The following is a 15,417-nucleotide window of genomic DNA, read 5'->3' on the forward strand; positions in this document are numbered from 1 at the left end:
CGCGATCAACTGCCGAGTCGGACATCTCGGAACCGGGATGGATGTCGGAGGCCCAGAGGGCTTGGATCGCTCATATCAATTAATTGTATGGCAAAATGAGTCTGGCAGAAGACCCGGACGCCCCGAAAAGTCACGCTGCCGCGATCGAAATGATCCATTTCCCCCCCTCCACCCCCTTCAGATCCGGTGAATTTCGATGGCGGGTTTCACCCAAATGAAGTTGAGTTGATACAATACAAGTTAAATTCGGCATAGATAAAAAGTTTTGAAGCGTTCGCAATCATAAGGAGTTGGGACAACCCATGACACAAGCCACTCAGCCTCAAGCCCAGGGCATTCAGATGACGGATTCCGCCATCAAGCAGGTGCTCTTCCTCCGGGAAAAGCAAGGACAAGACCTCTATTTGCGCGTGGGGGTTCGTCAGGGCGGATGTTCCGGGATGTCTTACATGATGGATTTTATCGCCCCCGACCAGATCCAGGAAACCGATGAGACCTTCGACTACGAGGGTTTCCAAGTCGTCTGCGACCCGAAAAGCTTGCTGTACATCTACGGCATGGTCCTCGACTACAGCGACTCCCTGATCGGCGGTGGCTTCCAGTTTACCAACCCCAATGCCAGCCAAACCTGTGGCTGCGGCAAGTCCTTCGCCACTTAGGGGAGTAGGGGAGGCAACAGCTCATCTGGCAATAGGCAACAGGAAGTGGAGATTCTCTGCCTCCTGTGCCTCCTGTGCCTCCTGTGCCTCCTCTGGACTTAAACCGGATCTGATCTCAGTTCCCATGGCACTCGATCCGCTACAATCGGGGGCGATCGGTTTTTGATCTCGTCAGATCACCGATCGCCTTTGTCCTGTCGCAGAATGAATGGAGTAGACCGCCGTGACGACCCAAACCCCGGAAGAACTGTTTAAGGAAGGATTCGAGCGCTACCAGGCGGGGGAAGCGCCCGAGAATATCATCCCCGTATTTCGCCAAGTGTGCGATCGCGCCCCGAAAAATAGCAACGCCTGGACGAGTCTGGCTTGGCTGTACCTCCTCGCCGACAAACCCAACGCCGCCTACAAAGCCGCCAAGTCCGCCGTCAAGTTGAATCCCCACGACCCCCAAGCGCGGGTGAATTTGGCCCTGTCGATGTTGGAGTTGAATAAAACCGGCGTCCGCTCCCATGTGGAAATGGCCCAACAGATGATTATGGCCGATTCCGATTGGCTCGAGGAGGTGAAAAAGAATTTTCAAGAGGGATTGGCGCGAAAGCCGGATTGGAAAAGTTTGAACCGAGTCAAACGGTGGTTGCTGGAAGTGTGACCCCGAAAAATGCCATATTGTTGGCAGTATCGCCCCCAAAACGGGAGCTCCGCCCGGGCGATTTTCGGTGAAGATGAGTATAGATACGGGGCGGCTTCTTCAAACTCCTTTACAAAAGATAATATTATTTAACCGACAATTCGAGTTGTAAATGATAAGATTTGGTAACTTCACTCATTAACAAACCCGATCCGGTTGACAGATTCATTTTGATAACAGAAGGAGTTGAAAGATTATGAGTAATGATACCCAAGTCTACGTCAAGGCTGAAACCCGCAACCACAAAGGCTTTTTTGTCCACCAGGGCGCCTACAAACTCAAAAACATCGAAGATTCCGGATGGGCGCTGATCTGCCTGGATTCCGTCTGCTATTACGTCGATCCCGATAACTTAGAAACCACCGAGCCAGGAGAGGGAATCGAATCTTAAGGTTGAACAACTGAAATAATCAACCCGTAAAAATACCCACCGATCCCCTCTCTGAGGGAGCTGTCCTGGCCCAAGGACAGCTATTTTTTTTGACATCATATCATGTCCGCTCAAATAGTTTGAATCCCAACTATTTCTACAATATAGCCAGGAGCGCTCTAGTGGTCAAAGTTTCGGAAAGGGGGCTGTACCCGAAACCCTGATAGAACGGTGATTTGAGTTCCCTATTCCCTATTTTCTATTACGGATTACCTGCGCGCTGCGCTATAATCAGAAATCTGTATGATCACTGACGATCCGAACTTAAGATCAGGCGGGGTGGCAGTGGCGCTGGTGCAGGGAAGATAAAATTGCGGCCATGCGATCGGAAGCGGTGACGGAATAACCCCCTTCTTTGTAGGCGTCGGGTTGCCAAACTTTCCACCCCCCGCCATCTTCGTCGAGGACGGCAAAGACTTCCTGTTCCATCGAAATTTCGGGATTGATTTCCGTGTCGTGGGATGCTTCGGGATACAGTTGAACTTTGATCACGTATCGTTTGATATCAACGCATTGCTTGGACATAAAATTCTGACTCCTAGTCGTGCTCGTTCAATAACCGGCGAGAGCACCCTCAGTTTGGGGGTTGAACAACCCGATTTTTGAGGTTGAAAGACCCGAAATAGAAAGCTCTGACTCTCTGGGAGAGAACCTATATCTAGGTTAGCCACCGACATCCTGTATCAACCACAGTACGATTACTGAACTTTAGTTTCCGTTTCAATACCTGGGTGGGGGCGAAATCTCCGAGAAATTACGGAGCGATCGCCCGCCACTGATGAGTTATACAGTTTCGCCGTCACTCATACCGGATCATTTTTCGTACCAAATCGCCTCCACCCGCCGAGCGATCGCCTCCGCCTCCGCCTGTCGGATATCCGGGTTGTCCGCGTCGATCAATACCGTCACGTGACCCAATTTTCGGCCCGGGCGGGACTCGGTTTTCCCGTACCAGTGGACCTTCGCCCGGGGGATCGCCGCGAGTTGTTCCCGCTTTTGCAAATCGTCAGATTTGGCGAACTCGAACCCCAACAAATTCACCATCACCGCCCCCCCGCACTTGAGACTCGGATTTCCCAGGGGCAAGCCGCAAACCGCCCGCAAATGTTGCTCGAATTGGGAGGTTTCGCAGGCATCTAAACTGAAGTGGCCGGAATTGTGGGTGCGGGGAGCGATTTCATTCACCAAAATGCGCCCGTCGGCCGTCAGGAAGAACTCGATCCCGAACACCCCCACCACGTCCAACCCCTTGAGGAGGGTGCGGGCGATCGCATCCATGGACGCCGCCGCATCCGCCGCGATATTCGCCGGGGCGATGACGCGGTGGCACACCTGGTCCTCTTGGACCGTCTCCACGATCGGGAAAATCGCCACGTCCCCCGCCACCGAACGGGCTGCGATCGCAGCCAATTCCCGCTCGAAGGGGACGAACTCCTGCAACAACATGGGGGGATAGCCGAATTTCGCCCAAGTTCGGGCCAGGGTTTCCGCATCGGGGATGATGAAGGTCCCCTGGCCGTCGTAGCCGTGGCGTCGGGCCTTCAAAACCACCGGATAGCCCAAACCGTGGTCGATGTCGGGGTCGCCGTCGCCCCCAACCCGGGTCAATGCCTCGAAGCGCGGCACGGGGATTCCCAGATCCCGCAACTGACACAGTTGGTCAAACTTGTCCAGCAGTGGCGCGAGGGCTTCCAGACGGGGGCGGAAACAGACTCCCGACTGAGCTAGGACTGATAAGGCATCCAGGTCGATAAACTCGTTTTCAAAGGTGATCACATCGCAGCGTTTCGCCAATTCTGCGGTCGCCCCCGCATCTTCGATCGCCGCCAGAACCGTATCCGCGGCGAAGGGAACGGCCGGATCGCTGCCGTGGGGGGTTTGCACGATCAGGGACAGGCCCAGATCCCGGGCCGCGCCCCCCATCATCCAGGCCAACTGTCCGCCGCCGATGACCCCCACTCGGGTGAGGGTCTGAGTGGAACGGGGAATAACAGGTGTGACATTCATGGGCGCGACAACCTAGCTCAACCTTCCCATTTTATAGCGCCACACGCGGGGAGCTGGGAATGCATCAACAATAAATAATTATCAATTATCAATGATCAATTATCAATTATCAATGATCAATTATCAATTATCCTCACAGCCACTCGATCTGTCTGGCCTGTTCCGAGAGGACAGCTTCCCGCTGGCCTTCTGCCCGCGATCGCGCGTTCAGCAGGCCGATGGGGGTACCGATCGCGTCCACCCAGTCCCCCCGGCCGGCGATCGCTTTCAAACCTTTGGCGGGAAATTCCTTCACCAGCCAGCGCCCCAGGCGGTAGGCGTAATCTGCGGGTGTCATCTCTTTCATCAAGTCCACCCCGTGCAGGTCGTGGAGGTAGCGGTTGGACTCCCCGTAACGCCGCCACTGGCTGCGGAGCGATCGCAGGGTGGCGCGGTGGCGGTGTCTGACCACCGCCTTTTCCATGAAGGCCAGTTGGTAGTCGGTGTCGCGCTGGATGCGCCAGCACAGGTCTGCGTCTCCCCCGGTGGTGAGGTGGGGGCGGAACAGCCCCGCCTTGACGAAAGCCTCCCGTCGCACCGCCAAATTCGCCGTCTGGCCGTAGGGGTAGAAGGGGTGGGCGAGGGTGTATTTTTGGGAAAGAGTGTCCTGGCGATCGGCGTGCCGTTCCAGGAGGGTGTCGCCCGGTAGGGCGAGGATTTCCCCCACCACCAGGCCAATTTGATCGTCCTGGAAGGGTTGCAGCAGGGCTTCGAGCCATTGGGGTTCGGGGCGGCAGTCGGCGTCGGTGAAGGCGATAATTTCCCCCGTGGCGGCGCGGATGCCGCGGTTGCGGGCGGCGTAGGAACTCTGAATTTGGGTTTCCGAGAGGGGGCGCAGGGGAAAGGTCGGGTCTTCGGCGGCGGCGAGGAGTTCCGGGGTGCGATCGCGGCTGTTGTTGTCCACCGGCAGGTATTCGACGTCGGTGGCGGGGTAGGTCTGCGATCGCAGGCAGGCGATCAGGTCGGGGAGGTCGGTTTCGCCGTTATAGATGGGAATGACAACGGAAACGTAGGGCATGGTCGGGGTGGCCGGGTGGAAGTCAAAACAGTTGCATACACTTTTATAGCGCTGCGCGCGGTCCTCGAGCATCGGGAATCGGGAATCGGGAACTGAAACGGCTTTTCTATAAGGGTTTTAACAAGGGGATAGAGCCCCTGGTTCTGACCCCATTTCAACTGTTACCACGCCATCGCTCGTTGCTATATTTTCTAACTTCGCCGGTTCCCAAACTACAAACCCATCAGGCGCCGAGGACGAGGCCGACCCAGACCAGCAGGGCTTGGACGAGGTAGAAACAGCCCACCACCTGGGTTTCCGACCACCCGCACAGCTCCAGGTGGTGGTGGAGGGGGGCCATTTTGAACAGGCGTTTCCCAACGCCGTCGGGGCCTTTGGTGGCTTTGTAGTACAGGACTTGGGCGATCACGGAGAGGGTTTCGGCCAGGAAAATACCGCTCAAAATCAGTAACACCCAGAGACTATTGCTGAGGAGGGCGACACCGGCTAGGGCTCCCCCCAGGGCTAGGGCGCCCGTGTCCCCCATGAAGACTTTGGCGGGGTTGCGGTTGTGGGTGACGAATCCCAGGCAACTCCCGGACAGGCAGACGCAAAACAGGGTTAATTCCGGGGAGGTGGGGGCGAGGTGGGCGGCCATCCCCAAAAATGCGATCGCCCCCAATCCCCCCATCAAGCCGTCCACCCCGTCCGTCAGGTTGGTGGCGTTGCTTTCGGCAACTTGGACGAAGGTAGCCAGGGGCCAAAAGAGCCAGCCCAGGGATAATGTCAGGCCCAGGGGTAGGGCGATCGCGGACGCCGCGTCGGGTCCGGTCCGGGCCATCCACAGACAAAACAGCACTGCAAATCCGACTTGCAGCGCCAGTTTCATTTTGGGCGAGATGCCCTTGTTGGATTTCCGTCTCAAAATTTGCCAGTCATCCAGCCATCCGATCGCCCCGTAGGCGAGGGTGAGGGTACACACGGCGATGACATCCGGGTAGAAGCCCGATCCGGCCGCGGCGGTGGCCACTCCCACCGGGATGAAAAAGATGCCGCCCATCGTGGGGGTTCCGGCTTTCTTGAGATGTCTCTGGGGGCCGTCTTCCCGGATGAACTGTCCGGCTTTGATCCGCCTCAACATCGGCACCGTCCACTGTCCGGCGGCGCCAACCGCCAGAGCGCAGATGACGAAGGGCACGAACAGGGACATTTGGGCCGGCAGCAGCTCGTTGGCGATTACATCCAAGCCGACGAGGAAAGCGCCCGAGCTCAAACTCAGAAAGAGTAGCAAGTGCCATCCCGCAAGTTTGGGCGACCTGGAATCAGCAAATTTACTATCCACGGTTTTTTTGAATCAATCCTCAACACCAAAGAACTCGCGAGCAATTTGTCAAACGCATCTGCTCCACGGGAACGCCTCAACCGCCGTCCATCCCCCGCAACCCGTCACGCCGTCTTATTCTTCCATTTCTTCATCGTTGTCCCCGTAGTCGTCGGACGTATCATCGACGATGAGTTCGGAAATTTCCTCTTCCTCTGGTCTGTAACCCTCGACCGGTTCGAGGGTATCCCGAGCAATCAGGCGTCCGGTGCGCTTGAGCCAGTCCAACAGCGACTCTTGCTGTTTGGATGGGATCACGTCGGCCGGTTCGTGAACAGGAGTTTCCCGCAAAGAAGGATTGAATACCTCTTTGGATTGGCTCTCGTCAGCCTTTTCCGGGATGGAAGTTTCTTCTTGCAAAGAAGGATTTGGCATGGGTTCGAGTTTCGCGATTCGATCTATAGAGGTTAATTGCATGGAAGGGTCGATACCTCCCCCGTCCGGAAGAGGTCGGGGTCGGTTCGATTTAGAATGGGAGCTGGGGAGAAATCGGCTCCCGGGGTGGGGGCCGTTCGAGACGGGTCGAAGGAATTGATAATTGTCAATTTTTAATCGTCAATTGTCAATTCTTCCCGGCACCCCCATTCGAGCTTCCGCCTTCCATTGTGCCTCAAGCGATCGGGATGAACGGCGAGGCTAAGGCGAGCACTCAACAATTTACCACGATTCTCTAAACAATCTACTGGCCCGACAAACTTTTTCCGCAATCCGGGAGCCCTCAAAGTCTCCGCTATTTCTCGATGATGGTAGGTTAGGATCTAATCATCCGATCGGTGCGATCGCCTGTCCGTACCACGAGGAGAAGTGAGATGATCGTCTGTCCCAATTGCAACCACCAGAACCCCGAGGGGGCGACCCAGTGCGAGGCTTGCTACACCCCCCTGCCGACGACTACAGACTGCCCCAATTGTGGCGCCACCGTCCAGACGGACGCGGCGTTTTGCGGCCAGTGCGGTTACAACCTGCAGCCGAGTCCCGGCGACGAGGAAAATCAAAATCCGGCGGCGATTCCCACCCAAGTCTCGCCCCCCCCAGATTTGACCGCTCCCGACCCCATCCCCGACCCCGAGCCGCTCTCGACCGCTGCACCGGTGGCTACATCTAATCTATCTCCGACCCCAGCCCCGACCATCTCCCCGGACTTGCCGGAAACGCCGATACCCGACCCGGCCGCCGCCCCCCCCGTTTCTCCCGCGCCTCAACCCGCCGCGCCGATCGCCGCCGTTTCTGGGGCCACCAACCCGGCGACCCAACTTCAAAAACAGTCCGCCTCGTTGATGCACGTCCAAAGTCAAAATCAGTTGGAGTTGCCCCCCAACCTCTCGGTGATTCACATCGGCAAACCCAACGATTTGGTGCCGCCGGACGTTGACGTTTCCGGCTTCCCCCACGCCGAGGTGGTGTCCCGGACCCACGCTGATATTCGGGTCGAGGGGGATGCCTACTACATCGAAGATGTGGGCAGCTCCAACGGAACCTACATCAACAACATCCCCCTGCCGAAAGGCAACCGCCACCGCCTGCGGCCGGGCGATCGCATCTCGTTGGGCAAGGGGGATCTGGTGTCTTTCATCTTTCAGTTGTCCTAGTCCCCGGTCGAGCTCCGTTCGGGGGGCGCACTCGACATTTCGGGTTCTCACCGGCGAAAATGGGGTGGGGACGCCGCTTGGCTTGCCCTCACAATTGCCCGATACAATTATTTTTGGGTGCCCTCTTGAAATTCAACACTGGCAATGTGATTACCCTAACTCTGTTACACCCTCGACCGTCCATTCCGGTGCGAAGTTGGACGTTTGAAGAAGATACGGTCGTCCGGATCGGGCGATCGCTCAAAAATCAGGTTGTGCTTTACAGTTCTGTCGTCTCCCGCTTTCACGTCGAACTGCGCCGCGTTGGCCGGATCTGGAAGGTGATCAATTTGGGAACCAACGGAACTTACATCGACGGCCTGCCTATTATCGAGGAGGCGATCGCGGACGGACAAATCATCCACCTGGCAATCTCGGGTCCTCAAATCCGATTCAACCTCGGCCAACCTCAATACTCGCTCTCATCTCCCAAATCTTCCTTTCATTCATCTCATATCCTGCGAACTCCCGACGCGGGAATTCAACTCGAAGTTCTCCCCACACTGCCATCGTCGGAATGTGATGTGCCGGAACCGTGGGATCGGGAGGAGATCACCGAAACCGAACCGGTTCGAGATCCTTAGTGGGTCGGGGAAGACAATGGATTCTGAGTCGGAAATCAATCGATCCGAATCGGTACTGATGTTATTCTAGGGAAGAGTCTGGTAAGCCGTCCGGATTGGCAATTGCCAGAATCTGCCATTTCGGGCGCGGGTCGTGGCGGGCAATCCCCATCGGAGGGGCGGGAATCCATTCTCCCGGAAAGCCACCAACTTCTCATCTGTTGCCCCGGCGGGTGTTCCCAATGAGTGGTTCGGTCCGACACCATTTAAAGCTGCCCCATTCCGATTTGTTCGCGGTGTAAATTGTCGTGTGATTACTCTGATTCTGCTTCATTCAAATCGACCGCTTCCGCTGCACCATTGGGCTTTTGAGGACAAGCCGATCGTGCGGATCGGCCGGGCCAAAGATAACGATGTTGTCGTCGGAAATGCGGTCGTTTCCCGGCACCATCTGGAGCTGTGGAACAAAGCATCCGGATGGGAACTGGTCAATTTCGGTGCGAACGGCACTTATGTCAACAATCAGACGGTGACAAAAAAACGGATCGTCGATGGCATGGTGGTGCGACTCGGACACACCGGACCGCGCCTTTTAATTCGCTTGAAAGCGACGGCAGTCCCCACGACCGAAAAGCCGATTCCGGACTTGGAGGAATTGGCGGCGACGGAAATCACGGAACCGGACTCGGACACGACCCACATCGAATTTTTTGACGACGATGACGAGTGAAACTCACGTTGGCGACAACCGTTCGAGTTCCTCCACCACCCGTTCGAGTTCCTCCACCACCGGGGTTGACCGGGCTTGGCGAAAAGCCTCCACCAGTGATCGATAATACCAGAGTGTGCCGTCCCGCCGGCCGGTGAATCGCTCCCACAACTGTTCCCCAATTTGGCGGTAATCTTTTAAAATGGTGCGGGCGTTGTAGAGTTTGTCACAGGCCGACACCAACCGCACCGAGTCGGAGGCTGTGGGGATGTGGGCGATGTAGGCTTCTTTCCGTTCCCGCCAGGGGGGTTTCGGGCTGGTGTGGCTGTCGGTGCAACCCTCGACGATTTCCAACACCCGATCGCCGAACCGCTTTCGGATCTCTTCGCCGGTTTCCGCTCCCCCCTGATCTTCGATCGCGTCGTGGAGGAGGGCCGCGATCGCCTCGTCCTCGTCCGCCCCGTATTCCAGGGCCAAGCTGGCCACTCCCAACAGATGGGAAACGTAGGGGACTCCAGACCCCTTGCGAATCTGATCGGCGTGCAATTCCGTCGCGTAGGTCAGGGCTTCGGTAAATCGGTCGGATAATCGCATTTTTCCGTTCTAAATCTACGATTTAATATAACCCAATTTTGCGATCGTTGTGCTTTAATAATAAAGGCGCATTTTGAATTGTAATGGAACGGTTTCGAGTCGAAGTTATCGCCAAAACCCCCAACCCGCAACAGGTCATTTACGCGGCGATGCATCAGGATTATACGGATGGATTTGTCTTCGACGAGCGGGAGTCCTGGCCCTCGGAGTCGGAAGCCGGGGAAATTATTGTCAAACGTCTTCTGGCCGGGGAACGGGGACACTACGGCCCCCTGGAACACCCATCTATTGTGTTCAACTGCGGCTATTTTCCTCACAGCGTCATGCAGCAGGCGAGAACTCACCGGGTGGGAATTTCTTTCGACGTGCAATGTTTGGCGGGTGATACAGAAGTCACCTTTATTAAAGCCGGCGACAGTTTGAGAAAAATAAAAATTGCCGATTTATACGATATTTGGGAAAACGGAGAAAAAGCGATTCGGACTTGCAAAATTGTCGATCGCAACGGCGAACCGCCGGGAGAATACCGCCGCGATGCCAAGAAACAGATTCAGAAAATGTCCCTGCGGGTTCTGAATGAGGAAACCGGAACTTTTCAAATCGGTCACGTCAATCATGTGATGTGTAGCGGTTTACAACCCATCTATCGGCTGACGCTTGCAGATGGAAAAACCCTAGATTGTACGGTCAATCATCGTCTTCTGACTGTCGAAGGTTGGCAGAGTATGGGCGATGCTTTGGGTTTGATAGTTGACGACAATCACGAAGTTTTGGCGACGACGAAAGATTGCGAGTTGATGTGCAATGGAGTTTTGCAAATAAATCCAGAATTAGAGTTCACATTTAAGGAGCGAACAAATCAATATAAACTCACCAATAAACAACTGAAAGCGCATCCGGTAAAAGTCACTCAAATCGAATACATTGGCAAACAAATGACTTACGATATTGAGGTCGAGGGGCCGTGGCATAATTTTGTTGCCAATGGAATTGTGGTTCACAATTCTTATCGGTACACGGGAAATCAGATCGTCGAACTTGTCGAGGGCAAAAAAGATTTGGAAGATATCTTTTATTTGCGTCCCGTGGGAGAGTACAGCGATCGCCAAGGGAAAAAATACTATTATTCCCCCGAACAGCGTCAGGCGGATTTGGACTGGTGTTTGGAAGCGGCGAAACGCTACAAAGCCGATTTGGAAAATGGCTTTTCGGAAGAACACGCGAGGGGAAAAATCCCCTTCGATTACCGCCAGCATTTCGTGGTGAGTTTCAATCTGCGATCGCTCCTACACTTCCTGGATTTGCGCTTCAAAAAAGATGCCCAACTGGAAATCCAAAAACTCTGCGATCTGATCTGGCCCCACGTCGAAGACTGGACGCCCGCGATCGCCCAGTGGTACCAAAAAAGTCGCCTCGGCAAAGGCAGACTCGCACCATAATTAGGGTGTGGGGTGTCGGGTGTGGGCGTATGCTATACGCCCACACTATTTCTCGGTCTGTTTTCTGTGATAGCACTATAGTGACTGGTTGGGGTAATGAACTCTGCTTACAAGTAAGAGCCAGAAAAATATTGTCTTCAGAAAAAATTTATCCTCATATCAAGTCCCGTTGATCGCCAACAGCGTCAGAGAGCGCCAGAATCACCGTATGATAAAGGTTTAACCCGATTGACGGTGCCGGGTTGATGTCGAGTAATCAGGTGGACTTGATATCAGACTGAAAATACTATACTATAATATGGTAGTGTAGGGTCTGGTTAGTTCAAATGAACAAAATAACTCATGAAGGTGAAATTCATCTCGGCAACGCCACTATAGCTTGTTATATTTTAGAAGATGGCAGACGAGTCTTATCTAGTAGAGGGATGCAGAACGCGCTCAAAATGGTAGATGAAGAAGATGGGAGTCGAACTCCAGGAAGTAGATTGAATCGATATTTAGATCAGGAAACTTTGAAACCATACTTATATAAAGGCAAGTCAGAAGACCATTTCAAACCGATAGTTTGTTATAAAGGAAAAACCAAAATTAATGGTTATGAAGCAACTGTTCTTATAGATCTATGCGATGGTTTCCTAGAAGCGCGAAAATATATACCTTTGGGACCCAGGCAAGAAATCATAGCGTCTCAGTGCGAAATTTTAGTCAGAAGCTTTGCAAAATTAGGATTAATCGCTCTAATTGATGAAGCGACAGGCTATCAATATGACCGAGAAAAAGATGCGCTTCAAAAAATTATAAAAGCCTTTGTTATTGAGGAATTGAGAGCTTGGCAAAAAACATTCCCGGATGTTTATTATCGAGAAATATTTAGACTGAGAGAATGGGATTTTACAGTATCGGGGATCAAGAAAAGACCCGGAATAGTTGGAAAATGGACAAATCAGTTGATTTACGAGCAACTTCCTGAAGGTGTTTTGGAAGAACTTAAAAGAAAAACGCCCAATAACGCAAGATTATTCCAAAGTCTAACCCCGGATGTTGGAGAAAAAGCTTTAAAATCACAATTAGATGCAGTAATTACTCTCATGCAAGCTTCTGACACATGGGAAGAATTTCAAGTTTCTTTTGAAAAAGTCGTTCAAAGAAGAAAAGGACAATTTGAACTTGATTTTGACGATCCTTCAGCCGGGTAGAAAAATTTTAGTTGTCCTGTCCAAAGATTGAACTTGAAAATATTGTTATAACACCTTAAGCTTCACCAATAGTTTACCTATTGAAAGTTTGATGAAGACAGATGGTAAATACTCGACAACTTCAATCCATAAAAATCCCACATGAAACTGCAAGTCAAACGTCTCAATCCGTCCGCAATTCTGCCCAAATACGCCCACGAGGACGACGCCGCCCTCGATTTGTTTTCCATCGAAAATTACGAAATTCAACCCGGGGAAAGTCACTTAATTCGCACCGGAATCGCGATCGCCCTCCCCCCCAATACGGAAGCCCAGGTTCGCCCCAGAAGCGGTTTAGCCCTGAAACATCAGATCACCGTTTTGAATACTCCCGGAACCATTGACGCGGGGTATCGGGGGGAAATCGGTGTGATTTTAATCAATCACGGCAAAACTTCATTTAACGTAACACCGGGGATGAAAATCGCCCAATTGGCGATCGCGCCCATTTTGCGGGTGGAAGTGGAGGCCGTCGAACAACTCAGTTTGACGGTTAGGGGCGATAATGGATTTGGATCGACAGGCTTCGGGGTATAAAATAATGGAAGATTTCCCCCAAAATTACGAACCGCCCATCAGACCCACTTGGGACGAGTATTTTTTGATGATGGCGAAATTGGCGGCGACGCGATCGACCTGTTTGGCGTTTCCCGTGGGGGCGGTGATCGTCAAAGATCGCCAAATTCTGGCGACGGGTTACAACGGTTCCCCCTCCGGTTCCGTCCACTGTACCGCCCAGGGATACTGCTATCCGGGACTCAGTAGCTGCGACGCCAGCAAAACCCTGCCCTCGCGGGCGGTTCACGCGGAGGCGAACGCGATCGCCCAGGCGGCAAAACACGGGATTTCCTGTACGGGGGCGAGTATTTACGTCACCCTCGAACCGTGCATTTCTTGTCTGAAATTGATCATTTCCGCCGGCATCAAAGAGGTGTATTACGAAACCGTTTTCAACAGCGGCGATAAGCTGATGGTTCGGGATCTGTTCGTCAACGATGGGTTAGTGACGCTCAAACAGATCAAACTGTCGGAGGAAATTGCTAAAAAAGCGGTGCTGTATCTCCTCAATCCGACTTCGGTTTCAGGTGTGAGATAGGGATGAAATGGGGCGCAGTTTGGGCGCCGTGCCTTGCGCCCCTACAGAACCGATAATTGGAGAGATTTTATGTTTTGCGGAAAGCGATCGCCTCACCTTGAAGCCATTTTGATGAGTTAGGCTGAGAGCGAATATGATGCGTCAAAAGTCTCAACGTTTGATCGCCGGAATCGGCGTCATTCCCCTGTTGTTGGTGACGGCTTGCAATCAGGCAAATAAAGGAACTCAACAAGAAGTTCCGGCAACCGTTGCAGCGGGCGATCGCGCCCCGATGGAGATGGAATTGAGTCAGCCGGAAGCACCGCCGGTTATGGCACCGCAAACGGCGTTAGAATCACGGCAAGAGGTTCCCAATACGGAAGCCTACGATCTGATCGAGGAAAATACTTTTCTACGGGCGGAAAGTAACCCCCTTTCCACATTTTCAATCGATGTCGATACGGCATCCTACAGCAACGTCCGCCGCTTTATCAATCGGGGGCAGCGTCCTCCGGTGGATGCCGTGCGGATCGAGGAGTTGATCAATTATTTTACCTACGATTATCCGCAACCGCAAGGGGAAGAACCGTTTTCAATTACGACGGAAGTTTCTCAAGCACCCTGGAATCCCCAACATCAATTGGTTCACATCGGTTTGCAGGGTAAAAAGATGCGGACGGAAGAACTGCCCCCCAGCAATTTGGTGTTTTTGTTGGACGTTTCCGGTTCGATGAACGACCCCAATAAACTGCCTTTATTGAAGTCCGGATTTCAGTTGTTGGTGGATCAATTGGATGAACGGGACAGCGTGGCGATCGCCGTTTATGCGGGGGCTGCGGGGGTGGTGTTGCCGCCCACGCCGGGAAGTGAAAAAGAGAAAATTATTGCCGCCATCAATAACTTGGAGGCGGGGGGATCGACGGCGGGGGGTGAAGGCATTCAACTCGCCTACGAACTGGCAACCCGGATGTCCGGGGAGGATAAAAATAACCGGGTGATTCTCGCCACGGACGGGGATTTTAACGTCGGCGTTTCCAGCGATGGGGAATTGGTGCGACTGATCGAATCCTACCGCGATCGCGGCATTTATCTCACCGTTTTGGGGTTCGGCACGGGCAATTATAAAGATTCCAAAATGGAAAAGTTGGCGGACAAGGGCAACGGCAATTACGCCTACATCGATAACTTGCTGGAAGCCAAAAAAGTTTTGGTCAGCGAGTTGGGCGGAACCTTGTTTACTATCGCCAAAGATGTTAAAATACAGGTGGAGTTCAACCCCGCCAAGGTGCAAGCCTACCGATTGATCGGCTACGAAAATCGCCGCCTGCAAAATCAAGACTTCAGCGACGATACGAAAGATGCGGGGGAATTGGGGGCGGGACATTCGGTGACGGCGTTGTATGAAATTATCCCCGCCGGGGTGGAGTCGGATGTGGAATTGCCGCCGGTTGACGAGTTGGCATTCCAGGAAAATACCGTCAGTCCCGAAGCCTATAAAAGTGACGAGTTGATGCGGGTTAAATTGCGGTACAAACCGCCGGAAGAAACGGCTTCTTTGTTGATTGAAGAAGCGGTGCGCGATCGCGCGATCGCCTTCAACCAAACTTCCGATAATTTCAAGTTTTCGGCTGCCGTCGCCGAATTTGGGATGCTGTTGCGGGATTCCGAATATCAAGGCAATTCCAGTTTCGAGCAAGTTTTGCAACTGGCGAACGAATCGAAAGGGGCAGATTTGGATGGTTATCGAACCGAGTTTATCCGCCTGGTTGAAACGATGCCGCAATAGGTGGGTAAAATCCACCATTATCCCCCTTGGAAAGGGGGACTTTGAATTGTAAAGCTGAAGAGGATGGGGGAGGATGGGGGAGGTTATGCGGGTCAATAACCGAATCTGATATATAGCAACGAGCGCTCACGTGGTTACAGTTGAAATGGGGTCAGAAATTTTCAAACCCTTATAGAAAAGCCGTTTC

General features: G+C 53.3%; 17 protein-coding genes. 11 read left to right on the forward strand and 6 right to left on the reverse strand.

The genetic code is table 11. The annotated features are described in order from the left end of the window. Window positions 1-302 precede the first annotated feature (302 nt). The 3 genes from AC0QHF_RS21340 (at window position 303) to AC0QHF_RS21350 (ending at window position 1,738) form a co-directional block, all read left to right on the forward strand. Window positions 303-659, forward strand: a complete 357-nt coding sequence (locus AC0QHF_RS21340; RefSeq protein ID WP_324706260.1) for a HesB/IscA family protein — start codon at window positions 303-305, stop codon at window positions 657-659. 223 nt (window positions 660-882) lie between these two features. Beyond that, window positions 883-1,308 (forward strand): tetratricopeptide repeat protein, encoded by a 426-nt coding sequence (locus AC0QHF_RS21345; RefSeq protein ID WP_324706261.1) that lies wholly within the window; start codon window positions 883-885, stop codon window positions 1,306-1,308. A 235-nt stretch (window positions 1,309-1,543) separates the two neighbouring features. Next, on the forward strand, window positions 1,544-1,738 hold the full coding sequence (locus AC0QHF_RS21350; RefSeq protein ID WP_324706262.1) for a hypothetical protein: 195 nt from the start codon (window positions 1,544-1,546) through the stop codon (window positions 1,736-1,738). 309 nt (window positions 1,739-2,047) lie between these two features. Here the strand turns inward: AC0QHF_RS21350 and AC0QHF_RS21355 are convergent, their stop codons facing one another. The 5 genes from AC0QHF_RS21355 to AC0QHF_RS21375 form a co-directional block, all read right to left on the reverse strand. Next, window positions 2,048-2,302 carry a hypothetical protein gene (locus tag AC0QHF_RS21355; RefSeq protein WP_324706263.1) on the reverse strand — a complete coding sequence of 85 codons (255 nt, stop codon included), beginning with the start codon at window positions 2,300-2,302 and terminating at the stop codon, window positions 2,048-2,050. Window positions 2,303-2,590: 288 nt separating this feature from the next. Further along, a complete protein-coding gene (locus AC0QHF_RS21360) occupies window positions 2,591-3,784 on the reverse strand; it encodes a 5-(carboxyamino)imidazole ribonucleotide synthase (protein ID WP_324706264.1) in 1,194 nt (397 codons plus the stop codon). 133 nt (window positions 3,785-3,917) lie between these two features. Continuing rightward, complete coding sequence (locus tag AC0QHF_RS21365; protein WP_324706265.1) at window positions 3,918-4,841, reverse strand: glycosyltransferase family 2 protein; 924 nt, start codon at window positions 4,839-4,841, stop codon at window positions 3,918-3,920. 223 nt (window positions 4,842-5,064) lie between these two features. Then, window positions 5,065-6,162: a phospho-N-acetylmuramoyl-pentapeptide-transferase gene (gene mraY, locus AC0QHF_RS21370; RefSeq protein WP_324706266.1), complete on the reverse strand. Its 1,098-nt coding sequence runs from the start codon at window positions 6,160-6,162 to the stop codon at window positions 5,065-5,067. A 114-nt stretch (window positions 6,163-6,276) separates the two neighbouring features. After that, entirely contained in the window at window positions 6,277-6,576 is a 300-nt protein-coding gene (locus AC0QHF_RS21375) for a DUF3134 domain-containing protein (RefSeq protein WP_324706267.1), read from the reverse strand. A 434-nt stretch (window positions 6,577-7,010) separates the two neighbouring features. Between AC0QHF_RS21375 and AC0QHF_RS21380 the strand changes: the two genes are divergently transcribed. The 3 genes from AC0QHF_RS21380 (at window position 7,011) to AC0QHF_RS21390 (ending at window position 9,122) form a co-directional block, all read left to right on the forward strand. After that, the gene (locus AC0QHF_RS21380; protein ID WP_324706268.1) at window positions 7,011-7,790 is read left to right on the forward strand and encodes an FHA domain-containing protein; all 780 of its coding nucleotides are present in this window, start codon (window positions 7,011-7,013) and stop codon (window positions 7,788-7,790) included. A gap of 146 nt (window positions 7,791-7,936) precedes the next feature. Next, window positions 7,937-8,413, forward strand: coding sequence for an FHA domain-containing protein (locus AC0QHF_RS21385; RefSeq protein WP_324706269.1), 477 nt, complete (start codon window positions 7,937-7,939; stop codon window positions 8,411-8,413). A 289-nt stretch (window positions 8,414-8,702) separates the two neighbouring features. Next, entirely contained in the window at window positions 8,703-9,122 is a 420-nt protein-coding gene (locus AC0QHF_RS21390; protein ID WP_324706270.1) for an FHA domain-containing protein, read from the forward strand. Between the two features lie 3 nt (window positions 9,123-9,125). Here AC0QHF_RS21390 and AC0QHF_RS21395 read toward each other — a convergent pair whose 3' ends face one another. Further along, window positions 9,126-9,695, reverse strand: coding sequence for an HD domain-containing protein (locus AC0QHF_RS21395; protein ID WP_324706271.1), 570 nt, complete (start codon window positions 9,693-9,695; stop codon window positions 9,126-9,128). 83 nt (window positions 9,696-9,778) lie between these two features. On the opposite strand from AC0QHF_RS21395, the gene AC0QHF_RS21400 reads away from it, so the two are divergent. From AC0QHF_RS21400 to AC0QHF_RS21420, 5 genes are all read left to right on the forward strand, one after another. Then, window positions 9,779-11,134: an FAD-dependent thymidylate synthase gene (locus tag AC0QHF_RS21400; protein WP_324706272.1), complete on the forward strand. Its 1,356-nt coding sequence runs from the start codon at window positions 9,779-9,781 to the stop codon at window positions 11,132-11,134. A gap of 326 nt (window positions 11,135-11,460) precedes the next feature. Continuing rightward, a complete protein-coding gene (locus tag AC0QHF_RS21405; protein ID WP_324706273.1) occupies window positions 11,461-12,330 on the forward strand; it encodes a P63C domain-containing protein in 870 nt (289 codons plus the stop codon). Between the two features lie 141 nt (window positions 12,331-12,471). Further along, window positions 12,472-12,906: a dUTP diphosphatase gene (gene dut, locus AC0QHF_RS21410; protein ID WP_324706274.1), complete on the forward strand. Its 435-nt coding sequence runs from the start codon at window positions 12,472-12,474 to the stop codon at window positions 12,904-12,906. 4 nt (window positions 12,907-12,910) lie between these two features. Next, complete coding sequence (locus AC0QHF_RS21415) at window positions 12,911-13,465, forward strand: deoxycytidylate deaminase (protein ID WP_324706275.1); 555 nt, start codon at window positions 12,911-12,913, stop codon at window positions 13,463-13,465. Between the two features lie 133 nt (window positions 13,466-13,598). Beyond that, on the forward strand, window positions 13,599-15,230 hold the full coding sequence (locus AC0QHF_RS21420; protein ID WP_324706276.1) for a vWA domain-containing protein: 1,632 nt from the start codon (window positions 13,599-13,601) through the stop codon (window positions 15,228-15,230). The last annotated feature ends 187 nt before the right edge of the window (window positions 15,231-15,417 follow it).

The organism is Lyngbya sp. CCY1209 (assembly GCF_055795065.1).

Bases quoted from the DNA above. Each gene is read 5' to 3' on its own strand.
- dut (WP_324706274.1), top strand. From the start codon at position 12,472: ATGAAACTGCAAGTCAAACGTCTCAATCCGTCCGCAATTCTGCCCAAA.
- AC0QHF_RS21365 (WP_324706265.1), bottom strand. From the start codon at position 4,841: ATGCCCTACGTTTCCGTTGTCATTCCCATCTATAACGGCGAAACCGAC.
- AC0QHF_RS21420 (WP_324706276.1), top strand. From the start codon at position 13,599: ATGATGCGTCAAAAGTCTCAACGTTTGATCGCCGGAATCGGCGTCATT.
- AC0QHF_RS21395 (WP_324706271.1), bottom strand. From the start codon at position 9,695: ATGCGATTATCCGACCGATTTACCGAAGCCCTGACCTACGCGACGGAA.
- AC0QHF_RS21380 (WP_324706268.1), top strand. From the start codon at position 7,011: ATGATCGTCTGTCCCAATTGCAACCACCAGAACCCCGAGGGGGCGACC.
- AC0QHF_RS21405 (WP_324706273.1), top strand. From the start codon at position 11,461: ATGAACAAAATAACTCATGAAGGTGAAATTCATCTCGGCAACGCCACT.
- AC0QHF_RS21355 (WP_324706263.1), bottom strand. From the start codon at position 2,302: ATGTCCAAGCAATGCGTTGATATCAAACGATACGTGATCAAAGTTCAA.
- AC0QHF_RS21375 (WP_324706267.1), bottom strand. From the start codon at position 6,576: ATGCCAAATCCTTCTTTGCAAGAAGAAACTTCCATCCCGGAAAAGGCT.
- AC0QHF_RS21360 (WP_324706264.1), bottom strand. From the start codon at position 3,784: ATGAATGTCACACCTGTTATTCCCCGTTCCACTCAGACCCTCACCCGA.
- AC0QHF_RS21415 (WP_324706275.1), top strand. From the start codon at position 12,911: ATGGAAGATTTCCCCCAAAATTACGAACCGCCCATCAGACCCACTTGG.
- AC0QHF_RS21400 (WP_324706272.1), top strand. From the start codon at position 9,779: ATGGAACGGTTTCGAGTCGAAGTTATCGCCAAAACCCCCAACCCGCAA.
- AC0QHF_RS21350 (WP_324706262.1), top strand. From the start codon at position 1,544: ATGAGTAATGATACCCAAGTCTACGTCAAGGCTGAAACCCGCAACCAC.
- AC0QHF_RS21340 (WP_324706260.1), top strand. From the start codon at position 303: ATGACACAAGCCACTCAGCCTCAAGCCCAGGGCATTCAGATGACGGAT.